The 17,518-nt window shown below is 29.8% G+C and carries 18 protein-coding genes; 7 read left to right on the top strand and 11 right to left on the bottom strand.

Going from position 1 to position 17,518, the window contains the following annotated elements:
• Nucleotides 1-38: 38 nt before the first annotated feature.
• Nucleotides 39-1,037: an SDR family oxidoreductase gene (locus ACYPV9_RS00505; RefSeq protein WP_459741240.1), complete on the top strand. Its 999-nt coding sequence runs from the start codon at nt 39-41 to the stop codon at nt 1,035-1,037.
• A 3-nt stretch (nt 1,038-1,040) separates the two neighbouring features.
• On the opposite strand, the gene ACYPV9_RS00500 is transcribed toward ACYPV9_RS00505, so the two are convergent.
• The 4 genes from ACYPV9_RS00500 to ACYPV9_RS00485 are packed head-to-tail and all read right to left on the bottom strand — an operon-like array spanning nt 1,041 to nt 4,058.
• Entirely contained in the window at nt 1,041-1,517 is a 477-nt protein-coding gene (locus ACYPV9_RS00500; RefSeq protein WP_299064244.1) for a DUF4296 domain-containing protein, read from the bottom strand.
• A gap of 2 nt (nt 1,518-1,519) precedes the next feature.
• Nucleotides 1,520-2,860, bottom strand: coding sequence for a dihydroorotase (locus ACYPV9_RS00495; protein WP_459741239.1), 1,341 nt, complete (start codon nt 2,858-2,860; stop codon nt 1,520-1,522).
• Nucleotides 2,861-2,867: 7 nt separating this feature from the next.
• Entirely contained in the window at nt 2,868-3,329 is a 462-nt protein-coding gene (locus ACYPV9_RS00490) for a GNAT family N-acetyltransferase (RefSeq protein WP_459741238.1), read from the bottom strand.
• Nucleotides 3,330-3,335: 6 nt separating this feature from the next.
• A complete protein-coding gene (locus tag ACYPV9_RS00485; RefSeq protein WP_459741237.1) occupies nt 3,336-4,058 on the bottom strand; it encodes a polyprenol monophosphomannose synthase in 723 nt (240 codons plus the stop codon).
• Between the two features lie 80 nt (nt 4,059-4,138).
• On the opposite strand from ACYPV9_RS00485, the gene ACYPV9_RS00480 reads away from it, so the two are divergent.
• The gene (locus tag ACYPV9_RS00480) at nt 4,139-4,780 is read left to right on the top strand and encodes a DUF4271 domain-containing protein (protein ID WP_459741236.1); all 642 of its coding nucleotides are present in this window, start codon (nt 4,139-4,141) and stop codon (nt 4,778-4,780) included.
• A gap of 18 nt (nt 4,781-4,798) precedes the next feature.
• Nucleotides 4,799-5,545, top strand: a complete 747-nt coding sequence (locus ACYPV9_RS00475; RefSeq protein ID WP_299064234.1) for a uroporphyrinogen-III synthase — start codon at nt 4,799-4,801, stop codon at nt 5,543-5,545.
• A gap of 68 nt (nt 5,546-5,613) precedes the next feature.
• On the opposite strand, the gene radA is transcribed toward ACYPV9_RS00475, so the two are convergent.
• From radA to panC, 4 genes are all read right to left on the bottom strand, one after another.
• On the bottom strand, nt 5,614-6,975 hold the full coding sequence (radA, locus tag ACYPV9_RS00470; RefSeq protein ID WP_459741235.1) for a DNA repair protein RadA: 1,362 nt from the start codon (nt 6,973-6,975) through the stop codon (nt 5,614-5,616).
• Nucleotides 6,976-7,142: 167 nt separating this feature from the next.
• Nucleotides 7,143-8,087, bottom strand: coding sequence for a lysylphosphatidylglycerol synthase transmembrane domain-containing protein (locus ACYPV9_RS00465; RefSeq protein ID WP_459741234.1), 945 nt, complete (start codon nt 8,085-8,087; stop codon nt 7,143-7,145).
• A gap of 2 nt (nt 8,088-8,089) precedes the next feature.
• Nucleotides 8,090-8,440: an aspartate 1-decarboxylase gene (gene panD, locus ACYPV9_RS00460; RefSeq protein WP_079737873.1), complete on the bottom strand. Its 351-nt coding sequence runs from the start codon at nt 8,438-8,440 to the stop codon at nt 8,090-8,092.
• 20 nt (nt 8,441-8,460) lie between these two features.
• Nucleotides 8,461-9,315, bottom strand: a complete 855-nt coding sequence (panC, locus tag ACYPV9_RS00455; RefSeq protein ID WP_459741233.1) for a pantoate--beta-alanine ligase — start codon at nt 9,313-9,315, stop codon at nt 8,461-8,463.
• 97 nt (nt 9,316-9,412) lie between these two features.
• Between panC and ACYPV9_RS00450 the strand changes: the two genes are divergently transcribed.
• Genes ACYPV9_RS00450 through glmS form a run of 3 tightly spaced genes read left to right on the top strand, consistent with a single transcriptional unit; the run spans nt 9,413 to nt 13,704 of the window.
• Entirely contained in the window at nt 9,413-10,222 is an 810-nt protein-coding gene (locus ACYPV9_RS00450) for a glycogen/starch synthase (RefSeq protein WP_459741231.1), read from the top strand.
• A gap of 10 nt (nt 10,223-10,232) precedes the next feature.
• Nucleotides 10,233-11,834, top strand: a complete 1,602-nt coding sequence (locus ACYPV9_RS00445; protein WP_459741230.1) for a DUF4270 family protein — start codon at nt 10,233-10,235, stop codon at nt 11,832-11,834.
• A 13-nt stretch (nt 11,835-11,847) separates the two neighbouring features.
• Entirely contained in the window at nt 11,848-13,704 is a 1,857-nt protein-coding gene (gene glmS / locus ACYPV9_RS00440; protein ID WP_459741229.1) for a glutamine--fructose-6-phosphate transaminase (isomerizing), read from the top strand.
• Between the two features lie 53 nt (nt 13,705-13,757).
• Here glmS and ACYPV9_RS00435 read toward each other — a convergent pair whose 3' ends face one another.
• On the bottom strand, nt 13,758-14,363 hold the full coding sequence (locus ACYPV9_RS00435; RefSeq protein ID WP_299064218.1) for an FAD-dependent oxidoreductase: 606 nt from the start codon (nt 14,361-14,363) through the stop codon (nt 13,758-13,760).
• 1 nt (nt 14,364) lies between these two features.
• The gene (locus ACYPV9_RS00430) at nt 14,365-14,952 is read right to left on the bottom strand and encodes a MarC family protein (protein ID WP_299064216.1); all 588 of its coding nucleotides are present in this window, start codon (nt 14,950-14,952) and stop codon (nt 14,365-14,367) included.
• 85 nt (nt 14,953-15,037) lie between these two features.
• On the opposite strand from ACYPV9_RS00430, the gene ACYPV9_RS00425 reads away from it, so the two are divergent.
• The gene (locus ACYPV9_RS00425) at nt 15,038-15,607 is read left to right on the top strand and encodes a DUF3109 family protein (protein ID WP_299064214.1); all 570 of its coding nucleotides are present in this window, start codon (nt 15,038-15,040) and stop codon (nt 15,605-15,607) included.
• On the opposite strand, the gene ACYPV9_RS00420 is transcribed toward ACYPV9_RS00425, so the two are convergent.
• Complete coding sequence (locus ACYPV9_RS00420) at nt 15,599-17,515, bottom strand: tetratricopeptide repeat-containing sensor histidine kinase (protein WP_459741228.1); 1,917 nt, start codon at nt 17,513-17,515, stop codon at nt 15,599-15,601. The genes ACYPV9_RS00425 and ACYPV9_RS00420 overlap by 9 nt on opposite strands.
• Nucleotides 17,516-17,518 lie beyond the last annotated feature (3 nt).

Genomic DNA, 17,518 nt, shown 5'->3' with positions numbered 1-17,518 from the left:
ATATAACTTTATCGAACAAAATATACTAAATTAGCAGTATGATTTTAGTAACCGGAGGAACAGGTTTAGTTGGTGCACATTTGTTATATCATTTAATTAAAAATGATGAAAAAATTAGGGCAATTTATAGAACCGAAGAAAAGATAAAAGCTGTAGAAAAAGTTTTTTCTTATTACACAGATGATACTTCTTTAATTACTAAAATAGATTGGTTTAAGGCAGATATTACAGAGGTTCCGGCAATGATTCCTGCATTTAAAAATATCGAAAAAGTTTACCATTGTGCTGCGTTTATTTCTTTTAATCCGAAAGATTATAGAGAAATGAGAAAAGTTAATATTCATGGTACTGCAATAATTGTAAATCTTGCCATAGACGCTAAAGTTAAAAAAATGTGTTTTGTGGGTTCTATTGCTTCTGTAGGTGACGCGTTAAATGGGCAATTGATTACAGAAGAAAATGAATGGAATAAAGAAGAAGATCATAGCGGTTATTCGATTACTAAATTTGGTGCAGAAATGGAAGTTTGGCGCGCAAGCCAAGAAGGTGTAGAGGTTGTTATTGTAAATCCTGGAGTAATTTTAGGAAGCGGATTTTGGTTTGCCAGTTCTGGTAAATTATTTAGCCAAGTTTATAACGGATTTAAATATTATACCGAAGGAATTACCGGATTTATTGGCGTTAAAGATGTTGTAAAAACCATGATGTTTTTAATGGATTCTAATATTAAAAATGAACGTTTTATTTTAGTATCAGAAAATAAAACCTACAAAGAAGTTTTCTTTTTAATTGCAGATGCTTTTGGTAAAAAAAGACCGTCAATTAAAATAAAAAGATGGCAAACAAGTTTACTTTGGCGATTTGCGTCTTTACTATCTTTCTTTACAAAAAAAGAACCTTTATTAAGTAAATATTCAGCAAAATCTGCACACGAAGTTTCTAAATATTCATCAGAAAAAATAGAAAAAGTAATAAATTTTCACTTTGATAAAGTAGACGAAGTAATTAATAACGTTGTAAAAAACTATACGAAGTAAAATTTATTCTCGTGTTATAATTTCGTCTAGAACCTTACCGGTTGCTAAAGTGTCTAACTTACCTACCAATTTTAAGCTATCTAATCTTTTTTGTGTATTTCTAATTTTATCTAAAGAATCTTTTCTGATAGAATCTAATTCAGTTTTTAGATCTTTAAAAACAGTATTTCTAGCTTCGATATTTTCTACTGCATCTTCTAATATTTTTTGATACAAATCTATTTTAGACATATAGTAAAAATTACTTTTATCAAAACGGGTGCTATCAATTTTAAACTTGTTGTACACAAGTGGCATGTAGTTGATGTTTTTTTCTGAGTTTTTGTTTTTAATAAATTTTGCACTTGTGGCAATCATCATTTCTTGTAATAAAAGACTCATAGTGTCTTTAGGAATAAGATCTTTAGGTTTCTCGAAAATAGTATTACTATTACAAGAAACTAAAAATAAAAATATAAGAATATAGCTAGCGTTTTTCATGCTTATCTATTAAAAGTAATTCGTTTTCCTTTAATTGTATCATTAAAAACACCTTCATTATACATTAAATTACCGTTTACAAAGGTATGTGTTATAGTAGATGAAAAAGTTGTACCTTCAAAAGGAGACCAGCCACATTTGTATAAAATATTTTCTTTAGAAACTGTTTGCGGTTTATTTGCATCAATTAAAACTAAATCTGCATAAAAACCTTCTTTTATAAAACCTCTTTTTTCAATCTGAAATAATTTTGCAGGATTATGACTCATTTTTTCTACTGCTTTTTCAATAGAAATTACACCTTCTTTTACTTTTTCTAGAATTGCAGTAACAGCATGTTGCACTAATGGGCCGCCACTTGGTGCTTTTGTATAAACATTATCTTTTTCTTCTATAGTATGTGGTGCATGGTCTGTTGCTAAAACATCAATTCTGTCGTCTAGTAAAGCTTTCCATAAACCTTGTCTGTCGTTTTCTGTTTTTACAGCCGGATTCCATTTAATGTGTGTTCCTTTTTCTTCGTAATCTTTATCAGAGAACCATAAATGATGTATACAAACTTCTGCAGTAATTTGCTTTTCTTCTAAAGGAATATCGTTTCTAAAAAGTTCTGTTTCTTTAGCAGTAGAAAGATGAAAAATATGCAATCTTGCTCCTGTTTTCTTTGCCAATTCTATGGCTTTAGATGAAGATAAATAACAAGCTTCTTCACTTCTAATAATTGGATGATATTTTACAGGAATATCATCGCCGTATTTATCTTTATATTCTTGTGTGTTTTTTCTAATGGTTGCTTCGTCTTCACAATGCACAGAAATAATCATTTTTGTTGATGAAAAAATCTTTTCTAAAACAGCTTCATTATCTACCAACATATTTCCGGTAGAAGAACCTAAAAATAATTTAATTCCGGCAACTTGTTTCGGGTCTGTTTTTAATAATTCGTCTAAATTATCGTTTGTACCACCAAACATAAAAGAGTAATTTGCATAAGAATCGTTGGCAGCAATTTTAAATTTATCTTCTAATAATTCTTGAGTTGTTGCCTGCGGTACGGTGTTTGGCATTTCTATAAAGGTTGTAATTCCGCCAGCAACTGCAGCTCTACTTTCTGTGGCAATATTTGCTTTGTGTGTTAAACCGGGTTCTCTAAAATGTACTTGATCATCAATAAAACCAGGAATTAAATAGTTACCATCAGCATTAATAACGGTAGTATTTTCAGGAGCCTTAATTTTTGCAGAAATTTCTTTTATAATTTCATTTTCAATTAAAACATCTCCTTTAAATGTTTTGTTTTCGTTAACTATTGTTGCGTTTTTTATTAATGTTGATTTTGCCATTTTGTACTTATATTTCTGTTCTCATGTTAACTAAACTTTTGGTAAAACCAAAACGTTCGTATGCTTTTATTGCTGCTTTGTTATTGCTATAAACATCTAACCTTAATTCGTTAGTATTATTTTGTTTTGCCCATTTTTTTAAGTTGGATAAAATTAGGCTGCTTATTTTTTGACCCCTATATTTCTCTTTTACAAATATAAAACCAATATAACCGTGTGTAGAATTTTTATGATATACTTTTGATTTTTCTAATCTAACGTAACCAGATGCTACAGGTATATCTTTTATTGTAGCTACTAGTAATTGTGTGTTTTCGTCAGAAATTAATTCCGGAATATTGTAATAAAATAATTTACCTTCGGCTAAAAAAGGATCTAAAGGTTTTTCTGCTTTAATAACACCTTGTTCAAATTCTAATAAAATTTGTAGGTCTTTTATATTTGCAGGCCTTATAGAAACTTGATTCATTATAACTTATTTAGGTAAACCTTTAAGTCTCATTTTTATAACACCAAAAAGAGCTTCCGAAATTATGTTTCCACTCATTTTAGAAGCGCCTAAATCTCTATCAGTAAAAATTACAGAAACTTCTTTAATTTTAAATTTATGTTTCCAAGCTTTAAATTTCATTTCTATTTGAAAAGCGTAACCAACAAATTTGATTTTGTCTAAATTTATTGTTTCTAACACTTTACGTTGCCAACATACAAAACCTGCTGTTGTATCAAAAACCGGAATTCTTGTTATAAAACGCACATATTTAGAAGCAAAATAAGACAATAACAATCGTTTCATATCCCAATTTACTACATTTACTTGGTTGTTTACGTATCTAGAACCAACAGAAACATTGCCTCCGTTAGATAAACAAGCATTGTATAAACGAACTAAATCTTTAGGATTGTGAGAAAAATCTGCATCCATCTCTATGATAAAATCATACTTTTTAGATAACGCCCATTTAAAACCATGAATATAAGCAGTACCCAAACCATTTTTACCTGTTCTATTTTCTATAAAAAGTTGATTAGGAAATTCTTTAATCAATCGTGTTACAATTGCTGATGTTCCGTCTGGAGAGTTGTCGTCTACCACTAGAACATGAAATTTTTTTTCTTGATTAAATACCGCTCTAATTATAGCTTCTATGTTTTCTTTTTCGTTGTACGTTGGAATGATAACAAGACAATCTGACATATATGAAATTTCATGTGGTAAGAATGCAAATATACATTTTTTAATTACTAATTTTGTGTTAATATCTTATAAGAAAGAAAGTGCAAGCAGTAGAAAAAATAACAGAAAATACGAGTTGGATACCCATAGTTTTGGTTATTCTGTTTTCTGTAATAGCTGTTTTAAAAATTATTGACACTATAAAATTAAAAGGATATGTTTTTGCTATTTTTAATAAAGGTTTTGTAGAAGATGAAGTAGAAGAAGATACTTCTATCTTTAGTTATTTTTATAGCCTTCTTTTTTTGTTTTTTATTACGGTTTTTTCTTTAGCATTACATTTTATTATTTCGATTAAGCATCCCGATTTTACTAGTAGTTTTACATCTTTTTTAAAAGTTTTTTTAATTGTATTGTGTTATTTTTCTGCTAAGAGAGTTTTAGAAAATGCCATCGCAAGTTTGTTTTTAATAAAAAAACATGTGCGTTACTATATGGTTTCTAAATTTGGCTTCCAATATTCTTTAAGCTTTATACTGCTAATAGGTTTTATTTTATTTCAATTCAGCCCTTTAAAGCCAACGAATTTTTTATATTTTACAATAGCTTTATATCTTTTTAGATTAATATTTCTTGTTAGAAATAACAAAAACCTGATTTTTAGCGAGTTGTTTTATTTTATTTTGTACATTTGCGCCTTCGAAATAGCACCGTTATTAACACTGTTTAAATTGATGCTTTAATTTAAAAAACGAAAGCGTATGAAAGTGAAAACGATATTAGTATCGCAACCTGCACCTAAGACAGAAACTTCCCCATATTTTGACTTGTCTGATAAACAAAAAGTAAAGATTGATTTTAGATCTTTTATACATGTTGAAGGAATTCCTGTTAAAGAAGTTAGAAATCAAAAAATTGATTTTAAAGATTTTTCTGCAATAATTTTAACAAGTAGAAATGCTGTTGATTATTTCTTTAAAATTGCAGAAGAAATGCGTTTTAAAGTGCCAGATGATATGAAATATTTTTGTCAATCTGAAGCAGTTGCTTATTATTTACAGAAGTATGTAGTTTACAGAAAGCGTAAAATTTATGTTGGTAACAGAACTTTTCCTGATTTAATTAAGTTAATTAAGAAACATAAAACAGAAAGCTTTTTATTACCATCCTCAGATAAATTAAAGCCATTAGTACCACAAGAATTAGATAATATTGGTGTAAAATGGAAACGTTTAGATTTGTACAGAACAGTTGTAAGTGACTTGTCTGATTTAGAAAATGTATTTTACGATGTTTTAGTGTTTTTTAGTCCTTCTGGTATAGAATCTTTATTGCAGAATTTTCCAGACTTTAAACAGAACAACACAAGAATTGCAGCCTTTGGTAACTCTACAGTAAGAGCAGTAACAGAAGCTGGTTTTAAATGTGATATAGAAGCACCGTCTCCAGAAACACCTTCTATGACGATGGCTTTAGATAAATATATTAAAAGTGTAAATAAGAAATAATACACTATATTTTATAAATTAAAAAAAACCAAGCAAATTTGCTTGGTTTTTTTGTTAATTACTTAGAATTAAGCAAATAAAGTAGCAAATGCCTCTTCTATTTTGCCAACTAAAACAAGTCTTATAGAGTGGTTTTTAGATGATATTTTATTGTATTTAGAAGCTACTAGTGTTTTATAACCCAATTTTTCTGCTTCGGTAATTCTTTGATCTATTTTAGAAACAGGTCTTATTTCTCCTGCTAAACCAACTTCTGCAGCAAAACATACATTAGGGTTGATTGCAATATCTTGATTACTAGATAAAATTGCCGCTACAACAGCCAAATCTATTGCAGGATCATCTACATTTATTCCGCCAGTAATATTTAGAAAAACGTCTTTTGCACCTAATTTAAAACCTGCTCTTTTTTCTAACACAGCTAAAATCATGTGTAAACGTTTTAGATTGTAACCAGTGGTAGAGCGCTGTGGGGTACCGTAAACGGCTGTAGAAACTAAAGCTTGAATCTCTATCATTAACGGTCTAATTCCTTCTAAGGTCGATGCAATTGCGGTTCCGCTTAAATCTGCATCTTTTTTTGAAATTAGTATTTCAGACGGATTTGAGATTTCTCTCAATCCGTTAGATAACATTTCGTAAATTCCTAATTCTGATGTTGAACCAAACCTGTTTTTTTGGCTTCTTAAAATTCTGTATGTGTGGTTTCTATCTCCTTCAAACTGTAAAACAACATCTACCATATGTTCTAAAATTTTTGGTCCTGCAATATTTCCTTCTTTGTTAATATGACCAATTAATAAAACAGGAGTAGCGGTTTCTTTTGCAAACTTTATCAATTCTGCAGAAGTTTCTCTTATTTGAGAAATTGTACCCGGTGATGCCTCTATAGAGTTTGTATGTAATGTTTGTATAGAATCTATTACCAAAACATCTGGTTCTGTTTCTTCTATATTTTTAAAAATTTGTTGTGTGCTTGTTTCTGTTAAAATTAGACAGTTAGAGTTTTTTGCATCCAATCTTTCTGCTCTCATTTTTATTTGAGATTGACTTTCTTCTCCAGAAACATATAATACTTTTTGGCTGATATTTAAAGCAACCTGTAATAATAATGTAGATTTACCAATACCAGGTTCTCCGCCTAAAAGTGTTACAGAACCTTTTACTAAGCCGCCACCTAAAACAGTATCTAATTCGTTGTTATTGGTAACTACTCTTTCTTCTGGGTTTAAAACAATATCTGCAATCTTTAAAGGTTTGTTAACTGTTTGTTTTGCAGTTGTAGATTGTTTCCAAACGCGTTTTTCTTCTTTCTGAATAACTTCTTCTACAATAGTATTCCATTCTTTACAAGCGCCACATTGACCAACCCATTTTGCGTGTTGTGTGCCACAGTTTTGACAGAAAAATGTTGTTTTGGTTTTAGCCATTTATTTTTTTGATAAAAAGTATTAAACAAGTAAAGTTACAAAGTAAAATCTATTTTAGTAATGCAAATAGTAACCAAATAGTTGCGCTAGCGATTGAAACGGCATCCTTTTTGTTTTTCGCAAAAAGATATAGTGTAAAGCGCGACCTTTAGGTAGCGCCCAAAAAATTATTTATTTTTATTATATATTGGTAAAAATAGAAATGCTAACCCTCCAAAAACAATAATCATTGCGGTTTGCGCGGTCCACATAATCCAACCGAAAGCTGTTGCTGGTTCTGTGGCAACATTAAATAATGCCAGCGCGCTAGCAACCGCAATTGGGTATAAACCAATTCCGCCATTTGTAGCAGCAATAGAAAATCCTCCAGCTATAAAGCCAATTAGAATTCCGCCAAAAGGTACTTCTAAGCCATCTATTGCGGGTATTGTTGCCCAAAACATGGCTACGTACATTACCCAAATAAATATTGTGTGAAAAATAAAAGCCCATTTGTTTTTCATTTTAAAAATACTAGTTACCCCTTCTATTAAACCGCCAACAAAAGTTTTAATTTTTAATAAAAAACCAGATTCTGCTTTTTTTACAAATGATGTAAAGATGTAAAAACCAATAATTAGAACTACTAAACCAATAATAATTTTTGTTGGGTTAAAGTTTTTTGTAAGAAGGTTGTAAATAAAATCGAACTGAACAAATAGTGTAATTGCAACAATAGAAAGCATCATAATTAAATCTGCAATTCTTTCTGCGACAATGGTGCCGAAACCTTTTTCGAATGGAATTTTCTCGTAGTTTGCCATTACAGTTGCTCTAGATATTTCTCCGGCTCTTGGCAATGCTAAATTTACCAAATAGCCAACTAAAACAGCCAAAACACTGTTTGTAAATTTAGGTTTAAAGCCTAATGGTTCAAGCATAAATTTCCAGCGATATGCTCTAGATAAATGGCTTAAAATACCAAAAAATAAACCTAGAAAAATAAAACCATAATTTGCTTCTTTAAAATAGGTGGCTAGGGTTTCTATTGAAATTTCTGAGATAGAATACCAAACTAAAAAACCTCCCAAAGCGAGAGGTAATATAGTTTTTAAAATTTTCTTTATGTTCAAAACTAAGTAAGTGTGTTGTCTTTTTCGTTAGGAAAAACTAAAGATGGTTTAAATGTTTTTGCTTTTTCTAGTTCCATAAAACCATAAACAATTAAAATTAAAACATCTCCTTTAGCAACTTTTCTTGCAGCGGCACCGTTTAGTGTAATTTCTCCACTTCCTCTTGGTCCTGGTATTGCATACGTTTCTAAACGTTCTCCGTTATTATTATTTACAATTTGAACACGTTCTCCTTCGATAATATTTGCAGCATCCATTAAATCTTCATCTATGGTAATGCTTCCTATATAATTTAAATCTGCACCTGTAACTTTTACACGGTGGATTTTAGATTTTACTACTTGTACTAACATATGGCAAAAATACTATTTTTTTAGTTATTATTTTTTAGTCGGATGTTATCTATCAATCTTATTTCACCTGCAAATACGGCAATAAAGGCTCTGTATTTTTTATTACTAAATTTGGTATTTGCAGTTTCTAAAGTTTTTTCTTCTGCAATTGTAAAGTATTCTAACTCTAGTAACGGTTGATTTTTAAATTGATTTTCTACCCACTCGTTTAATTCTATAACACTTTTTGTGCCAAAATTTTTCTTAACTTTTTTAAGTGTTTTATATATAAATGGTGCAACTTCTCGATGTTCTTTTGTTAATCTGGTGTTTCTAGAACTCATAGCCAAACCATCGTCTTCCCTAAAAATAGGGCAGCCTTTAATTTTTACATCAAGTTGATGCTTTTCTACCATCTTTTTGATAATTTGCAATTGCTGAAAGTCTTTTTCTCCAAAATATGCTTTGTTAGGCGTTACAATGTCAAATAATGTTTTTACAATTGTACCTACACCATCAAAATGGCCATCTCTAAACTTGCCTTCCATTTGATGTTCTAATCCGTCGAAACCAAATTTTTCTGAGACTACATTATCTGCATAAATCTCATCAACAGAAGGAGTAAATAAAACATCACAAGCAACAGATTCAAGAAGTTTACAGTCGTTTTCTAATGTTTTAGGGTACTTTTTTAAATCTTCGATATTATCAAACTGCGTAGGATTAACAAAAATACTTACCACAACAATGTCGTTTTTTTTCTTTGCTTTTTTGATTAAAGACAAATGACCTTTGTGTAAAGCCCCCATTGTAGGAACAAAACCTATTGTTTTTTTGTTTAGTTTATGTTCTAAAATACAGTCTTTTAGGTCTTTTTTTGTGTTAAATGTTTTCATTGTTCTATTAATGCTAAAGTGTGCAAACTTACCATTTTAACACGATATTAGCATAAAAATTTGTATTTTTGCAAATCTCATAAAAGAGTTTGATTTAATGAAGGACAAGAGAATATTATTCGTTTCATCTGAAGTAGTACCTTACTTACCAGAAACAGAACTATCGTCAACTGCATTTAATGCAGCCAAAAATGCGCATTCTAAAGGAGTGCAAACTAGAATTTTTATGCCAAGATATGGTGTTATAAATGAAAGAAGACATCAATTGCACGAAGTAATTCGTCTCTCTGGAATGAATTTAGTTGTTAACGATATGGACATGCCTTTGATAATTAAGGTTGCATCTATCCCGAAAGAGAGAATGCAAGTTTATTTTATTGATAATGAAGAATATTTTAAAAGAAAAGCCGTTTTTACAGACGAAGACGATACGCTTTTTGAAGATAATGACGAACGTGCTATTTTCTTTGCAAAAGGAGTTGTAGAAACTGTTAAGAAATTAAATTGGGCACCAGATATTATTCATGTTCATGGTTGGATGGCTTCATTGTTACCGCTTTATTTGAGAGAATTTTATAATGAAGAACCGTTGTTTACAGAAAGTAAAATCGTTACATCTATCTATAACAATCCATTTGAAGGTAATTTAGATGAAGAGTTAGCGGATAAAGTTAAGTTCGATTTAAACGACAATGCTAAAATAGCAACAATTAGTACACCTAATCATACTAATATATTAAAAAGTGCCATAGAGAATTCTGATGCAATTATACATGGTAGCGAAGATATTTCAGAGGAATTAACTTCTTTTATAGAAGAAAAAGAAATTCCTGTTTTAGGTTTTCAAGAAGAGAATTTTAAAGAAAGTTATTTAAATTTTTATGCTGATTTAGTTTCAGCGACTTAATTATTTTAGTGTGAAAAATATTTTTAGAAAAAACGCCTATTTTGGTGTTTTATTAGTAGTACTTGCAGGTATTGTTTCTTGCGAAAAAGATTTTACAGATATAAATAGTGGTGTTGTAAGTAATACTAAATTTACTACAAACGATACGATATTAGAAGTTTTGGTTTCTAATGCACCTATAGATAATGTTAGAGCAGATGGTTTAGAGTTGATATCATCGCCATATTTTGGTTTACAAGGACAGTATCTTTTAGGAACATATATTAATGATGAATATGAAACTATTGAAGCTTCAATTGTATCTCAAATAAGAATAGATCCAGCATTAGAAGTTGTTTCTTACGAAAACCCAGATGGTTTGGCTTTTGAAACGACTATAGATACTGCTTTTTTAAGACTACCTTATCATTCCACTTTAGTTTCTAACACAGATAGACCAGTTTATACTTTAGATTCTATTGTAGGAAATCAAGAATTACCTTTTACTTTAAATATTTATGAATTAGATACATATTTAAATACACTTAATCCAGAGGATCCTACAAAAACAAATTCATTTTTTTCTGATGCAACTTATCAAACAAAGTCTACACCATTAACTATTGAAGAAGATATGGATTTTATACCAAACGCTAGCGATACTTTAGTTCTTGTTAAAAGAAGGAATAGTTTAGGTGCAATTCATCAAACAGATAGCATTAGATATACTTCAAGTACAGCTTCAGAAATTGGTTTGCCAATGGCTATCATACCTTTAGATGAAACATTTGTAAAAGAAACGTTTTTAGATAATTATGGTACTTCTAATTTCGATTCTCAGAATAGTTTTAATAATTTTTTTAGAGGAGTCGTAATAGAGGCAAAAGAAAAAGTTCACAGTTCTGGTGAAAAAGGAGGTTCTTTAATTGCTTTTAATTTGAGAAGTTCAACGACCGCAGCGTTAAACCCACTAATAGAAGTGTATTATACAAATACATTTTTTAAGGCAAATAGTAAAGAAATTGACACTGTTATTACAAAAACACATACGTTTCAGTTAGGTGGTATTATCAACAGTAAATATACCGTTAATAATAAAGTTTATCCGGCAAATAATGAAGTAAAAATACAAGGAGCAGCTGGTTCTGAAGCTAATGTTGAAATTTTACAAGGAAACCAACTATCTGTTCTTAAAAATAAAGAATGGTTAATAAATGATGCTACTTTAACTTTTTACATAAACCAAGATTCGGATACTGTAACGGCGCCAAATAGACTTCATTTATACAAAAGAGGCGTTTCTTCAACCGGAACACCTATTTTAAGTCATGTAAAAGATAGTTATTCTGAGTCTGCTACTTTTGGAGGAAACTTGGTTAGAGAAAATAGTAAGAAAGATAATTATGTATTTAAAATTACAGATTATGTTTCAGATTTACTGAGCGGAGAGACGAATTATAACCCTACGTTAAGGCTAAAGGTGTTTAATAATACAGATGCTCAAATTGCAGATACTACGTATACTAGATATAACTGGAATCCTAAAGCTGTATCTATTTTAAATGGTGATGAAAGTTTAAATGGAGCAAGAAGAGCTCAGTTGAAAATATCTTATTCAAAGAAAAAGAATTAAAAATATAATTGTTATGTGTGGAATTACGGGTTATATAGGTTTTAGAGATGCTTACCCTATTGTAATTAACGGATTGAAGAGATTAGAGTACAGAGGTTATGATAGTGCTGGTCTTATGATGTATGATGGAGAGAAAATACACTTATCTAAAACTAAAGGAAAAGTTTCTGAATTAGAATCAATCACTGATAAAGATGAAGTAAGAAAGGTTGGTAAAATAGGAATTGGTCATACACGTTGGGCAACTCACGGAATTCCTAATGACGTAAATTCGCACCCGCACACTTCACAATCTGGAAATTTGGTTATCGTTCATAACGGAATTATAGAAAACTACGATACGCTAAAGAAAGAATTAATATCAAGAGGTTATACTTTTAAAAGTGATACAGATACAGAGGTATTAATAAACTTAATTGAAGAAGTTAAAAAACAAGAAAATTGTAAATTAGGTAAGGCTGTTCAATTAGCTTTAAACAATGTTATTGGTGCTTATGCGATTGCAGTTTTTGATAAAACAAAACCTAACGAAATTATTGTAGCTCGTTTAGGAAGCCCTATTGCAATTGGTGTTGGTGAAGAAAACTCAGAGTTTTTTGTGGCTTCGGATGCTTCTCCTTTTATTGAATATACGAAAGATGCTATTTATTTAGAAGATGAAGAAATGGCAATTATTAAGTTAGGAAAAGGAATCAAAATTCGTAAAATAAAAGACGATTCTTTAGTTGATGCAAATATTCAAAAATTAAAGATTAGTCTAGATCAAATTGAAAAAGGTGGTTACGACCATTTTATGCTGAAAGAAATTCATGAACAACCTAAAGCAATTATAGATACTTATAGAGGTAGAATGCTACCGGATGAAGGTATTATAAGAATGTCTGGTATAGATAATCACATGAATAAATTCTTGAATGCAGAGAGAATTATAATTGTTGCTTGTGGTACATCTTGGCATGCAGGTTTGGTTGGAGAATATTTAATTGAAGATAAAGCCCGTATTCCTGTAGAAGTTGAATACGCATCAGAATTTAGATATAGAAACCCAATAATTACATCTAAAGATGTAGTTATAGCAATTTCTCAATCTGGTGAAACTGCAGATACTTTAGCGGCAATAAAATTAGCAAAATCTAAAGGTGCATTTGTTTTTGGTATTTGTAATGTAGTTGGCTCTTCTATTGCTAGAGAAACAGATGCTGGTGCTTATACACATGCAGGACCAGAGATAGGAGTAGCATCAACTAAAGCTTTTACAACGCAAATTACTGTTTTAACATTAATTGCGTTAAAATTGGCATCTAAAAAAGGAGAAATTTCTAAGTCTGAATTGAGAACATTTTTACAAAAAATGCAATTGATACCAAAAAAGGTAGAAGACTTGTTAAAAATAGATGATAAAGTAAAAGAAATTGCAGCGGTTTATAAAGACGCACCAAATTGTTTATATTTGGGTAGAGGCTTTAATTTTCCGGTTGCCTTAGAAGGTGCTTTAAAACTTAAAGAAATCTCTTATATACACGCAGAAGGTTACCCGGCTGCAGAAATGAAGCATGGTCCAATTGCTTTAATTGATGAGAATATGCCAATTTTTGTAATTGCGACAAACAAAGGACATTATGAAAAAGTTGTAAGCAATATTCAAGAAATTAAATCTAGAGCAGGAAAAATTATTGCAATTGTTACTGAAGGGGATACCCAAGTAAAAGACATTGCAGATCATGTTATAGAAATACCAGAAACCGAAGAAGCTTTAACGCCATTATTAACAACAATACCTTTTCAGCTATTGTCTTATCACATAGCGGTTATGTTAGGTAAAAATGTAGATCAGCCAAGAAACCTTGCAAAATCGGTTACGGTAGAGTAAATAACGATTTTAGTAAAATAAAAAAGCCAGCTAATTAGCTGGCTTTTTTATTGTTAAATTTTATGATGAATTTTAACGTGTTTATTGTTGTTCCAAAGAGTTAAAATGTCTGTAGCAACAGCTGCTCCGCTACCAGCAGCAATGGCGTATTGACTTCTATGTCCCGCTATTGTTCCGCAGCAATATAGACCTTTTTTAATTATATGATCTTTATTTAAAAGCTGTATTCTATCTTTCTCTATATTTGCTTTTTTATGAGGTATAATGTATTCTTCCAATCCATTAATAGTTAATGGTTTCGAGTAGTTTAAAGCCAAAACTACTATCTTAGAAAGATACGTGCTTTTATTTGTAGTAATTTCATAAGTACCATTTAGTTGTTTAATAGCAATTACTTTTTCGTTCTCAATTTGCTGAATTTCACTATAAAGTTCTTTTAAATGTTCTTTTCCTTCTGTTAGAATCTCGCCACCTAACTTTTCTGGAGTTAACCCTAGAACATTATTAAATAATGCATTTTGTAAATGAGAATTTTTTTGATGCATTATAATTCCAACCTTTTTATGATCAAAAAAAGATTTGTCTTTTGCTGAACCAAGAATTAATGCGCACTGTAAACCAGAAACACCACCACCAATTATTAATGCATCAAAAATCATATTAAATAAATAAAGCTTTAATGTTTTGAGCAAATAACTTCACCGCAATTGCTAATAATATAACACCAAATACTTTTCTAATTATCTGAATTCCGTTTGGGCCAATTAATCTTTCAATTTTAGAAGAAGTTTTTAAAACTACATAAATTAAAATCACGTTTAATAAAACTGCAGTAATAATGTTTTCGATATGAAATTCTGCTCTTAAAGATAACAATGTAGTTAAACTACCAGGACCCGCAATTAAAGGGAAAGCTAAAGGAAAAACAGAAGCAGTTATTGCATTTACACCATCTTCGCTGTCTTTGTAAAGGGTAATTCCTAAAATCATTTCTAAAGCGATAAAAAATAGGATAAAAGAACCGGCAACAGCAAAAGAATTTACATCAATACCAATTAAACCTAATAAACTTTGTCCTAAAAATAGGAATATAATCATAATTACACCTGCAATTAATGATGCTTTTTCAGATTGAATATGTCCTGCTTTTTTTCTTAAATCGATAATAATCGGAATGTTACCAATAATATCAATTACAGCAAAAAGTACCATAAAGGCAGTAAAAATTTCTTTAAAATTAAAATTCATAATCGTTTATTTTATTTTGCAAAATTAGTCAACTAACTTTACTGAAGTGTAAAATTAAAGAAAATAATTATCTTATTTTTGCAGTATGTTTCAACTAGGAAAAACTATAGTATCAGAAGATATAATCGAAAAAGATTTTGTGTGTAATATTTCTGCATGTAAAGGTGCTTGTTGCGTAGATGGCGAAGCAGGTGCCCCTTTAGATAAAGAAGAAACCAAAATTTTAGAAGATATATACCCAAAAGTAAAACCTTTTTTGAGGAAAGAAGGAATTGAAGTAATAGAAAAAGAAGGGACTTGGGTTACTAGCGAATGGGGTGAATTAGAAACACCTTTAATTGATGGTGCAGATTGTGCATATGTAATTTTTGATGAAAAAAATACAGCACTCTGTGCGATTGAAGAAGCGTATAATCAAGGAGAAATTGATTGGAAAAAACCTGTTTCATGTCATTTATACCCAGTTAGAGTAAAAGATTATAGTGAGTTTGCTGCTGTAAATTACCACAAATGGGAAATTTGTGATGATGCTTGTACTTTAGGTAAAGAATTACAAGTACCTGTTTACAAATTTGTAAAACAAGCATTAATTAGAAAGTTTGGTGAAAATTGGTACGCCGAATTAGAAAAAGTGGCAGAAAAACATTTAAGATAAGGGAAACATTAAAACTACTCTTGTTCCGCCAACTTTGTTGTTTTTATTTAAAACATCTTCATAAGATAGTTTAAAGTCGTTTTTAAGGGGTTTTACAAAAGTTTCTAATCTATCTTTAGTTAATTCAATTCCCACAGATTTTCTTTGAATAGATTTTTGTGCTTTAATTTTTGCAGCGGCTTTTCTACCGATTCCGTTATCTTCAATTTCAATCTTAATATATTCTTTAGAAATTTTTTGTATTGTAATATGCATTCTTTTATTCTCTTTTTTTGAAGACAAACCATGCCATAAAGAGTTTTCTAAAAATGGTTGTAAAACTAAAGGTGGTATTTTAATTGCGTTTAAATTAACGGTGTCATCAGCTTTAATAACAAAGCTTATCTCATTAGAAAAACGAATATTTTCAATACTCATATAAAGTTGCATAGTTTCTAATTCTTCTGCTAAACTAGTTTCTTGAATAGAAGATGCATCTAAAATTTTTCTCATTAATTTAGAAAACTTATTTAGGTAAGATATTGCCTTTTTTTGATCATTTTCTATAATATAGAGTTTAATAGAGTTTAAGGCGTTGAACATAAAATGAGGGTTCATTTGCATTCTTAAGGCATCTTGTTTTAATGAAAGAATCTTTTTTTCATTTTTAAGTTCTTTACGCTGCCCTCTATAAAAAAGGGTTACAACAACAAAAAGAAGAATACTAATAGCAAAAATTAGTAGGTTTCTATTTCTTGTGACTTTTAAATGAGCAATCTGATTTTTTTTGGCTAAATCTTTAATCTGATTTTCTGCTCTTTCTTTATTATACTCTGTAATTAAATCTCTAACATATATTAAATTTCTAGCATTAAATGTTTTAAAATCCTCTTCTTTTGCAACTTTATAATGGTTGTAAGCATCTTTATAATTACCCGTTTTATTATATAAAAATGCTAAGTTCTCGTTTGCTTTTACTACAATTGTTTGAATTTTATGCTTCTTGGCTATTTTTAAAGCAGTAAGTAAGTATTTTTTTGCTTCGGAATAATTACCTAAATATCCATAAGATAATCCTAAGGTATTGTACGTGTTTGATAAGTAAAACTTATCGTTTTCTTCAATAGCTAAAGGTAAAACAGCGTTAACAGTTTCGAATGCTTTTTGGTGATTTCCTTTTTTGGTAAGAACGTTTGCAATACTATACCCGCATATAATTTTACCTATTTTAGAGTTTATTTGTTTATTGTATTCTAAAGATTTTTTAAAATATTTTAAAGCTTCATCTAAGTTGCCCAGGGCTTCATGTGCTGTTCCAATAGTTTTATAGTTAATGGCTAAACCTAATTTGTAGTTTAGTTTTTGATGGATTACTATAGATTTTTCAAACTCTTTAAGAGCTAAGTTGTATTGTTTAAGGGAATTGTAAATATTACCAATACCGTTTTCTGAAATACTAATTAATTTCTGAATCTCGATGCTTGGGTTTTCGATGCTTAAACCTTTATCTAATGCCTCTTTATGGTAGTTTAAGCCATTAATTATTTCATCTTGCCTTCGGTAAACAGAGCCAATATTGTTTAAAGTGGTAATTTCGTTTTCTATACTGTTTAATTCTTTGCTAATTTTTAAGGCTTCGTTATATTGAATTAGAGCTTCTTTAAATAATGAAATATCTCTATAATATTTACCCAAAGCACTTTTTCCATAAAACAAACCCTCTAGGTAGTTATTGTCTTTACTTATTCTAATTATTTCTTCTAAATATTTTTTATTTTTTTCATTACCTTTAAAAATAGAATCCATAACACTTATGTTAGAGTGTTTATTATTTATAAGGTATGATAGCTTACTTTTTAAGTCTATTTCTTGACTAACTGCAGTATAAGATAAAAGGCAAAATAAAATTAAAAATATTTTAGACTTCATAAA

This window comes from Polaribacter sp. OB-PA-B3 (assembly GCF_054589375.1).
The sequence above is the reverse complement of the archived record's forward strand: the minus strand, read 5'-3'. Positions and strand labels throughout refer to the sequence as shown.

Coding starts and splice junctions, on each gene's coding strand:
- ACYPV9_RS00485 (WP_459741237.1), bottom strand. CDS start 4,058: ATGTCAGATTGTCTTGTTATCATTCCAACGTACAACGAAAAAGAAAAC.
- ACYPV9_RS00450 (WP_459741231.1), top strand. CDS start 9,413: ATGAAGGACAAGAGAATATTATTCGTTTCATCTGAAGTAGTACCTTAC.
- panC (WP_459741233.1), bottom strand. CDS start 9,315: ATGAAAACATTTAACACAAAAAAAGACCTAAAAGACTGTATTTTAGAA.
- radA (WP_459741235.1), bottom strand. CDS start 6,975: ATGGCTAAAACCAAAACAACATTTTTCTGTCAAAACTGTGGCACACAA.
- ACYPV9_RS00425 (WP_299064214.1), top strand. CDS start 15,038: ATGTTTCAACTAGGAAAAACTATAGTATCAGAAGATATAATCGAAAAA.
- ACYPV9_RS00505 (WP_459741240.1), top strand. CDS start 39: ATGATTTTAGTAACCGGAGGAACAGGTTTAGTTGGTGCACATTTGTTA.
- ACYPV9_RS00495 (WP_459741239.1), bottom strand. CDS start 2,860: ATGGCAAAATCAACATTAATAAAAAACGCAACAATAGTTAACGAAAAC.
- ACYPV9_RS00430 (WP_299064216.1), bottom strand. CDS start 14,952: ATGAATTTTAATTTTAAAGAAATTTTTACTGCCTTTATGGTACTTTTT.
- glmS (WP_459741229.1), top strand. CDS start 11,848: ATGTGTGGAATTACGGGTTATATAGGTTTTAGAGATGCTTACCCTATT.
- ACYPV9_RS00500 (WP_299064244.1), bottom strand. CDS start 1,517: ATGAAAAACGCTAGCTATATTCTTATATTTTTATTTTTAGTTTCTTGT.
- ACYPV9_RS00490 (WP_459741238.1), bottom strand. CDS start 3,329: ATGAATCAAGTTTCTATAAGGCCTGCAAATATAAAAGACCTACAAATT.
- ACYPV9_RS00475 (WP_299064234.1), top strand. CDS start 4,799: ATGAAAGTGAAAACGATATTAGTATCGCAACCTGCACCTAAGACAGAA.
- ACYPV9_RS00420 (WP_459741228.1), bottom strand. CDS start 17,515: ATGAAGTCTAAAATATTTTTAATTTTATTTTGCCTTTTATCTTATACT.
- ACYPV9_RS00435 (WP_299064218.1), bottom strand. CDS start 14,363: ATGATTTTTGATGCATTAATAATTGGTGGTGGTGTTTCTGGTTTACAG.
- panD (WP_079737873.1), bottom strand. CDS start 8,440: ATGTTAGTACAAGTAGTAAAATCTAAAATCCACCGTGTAAAAGTTACA.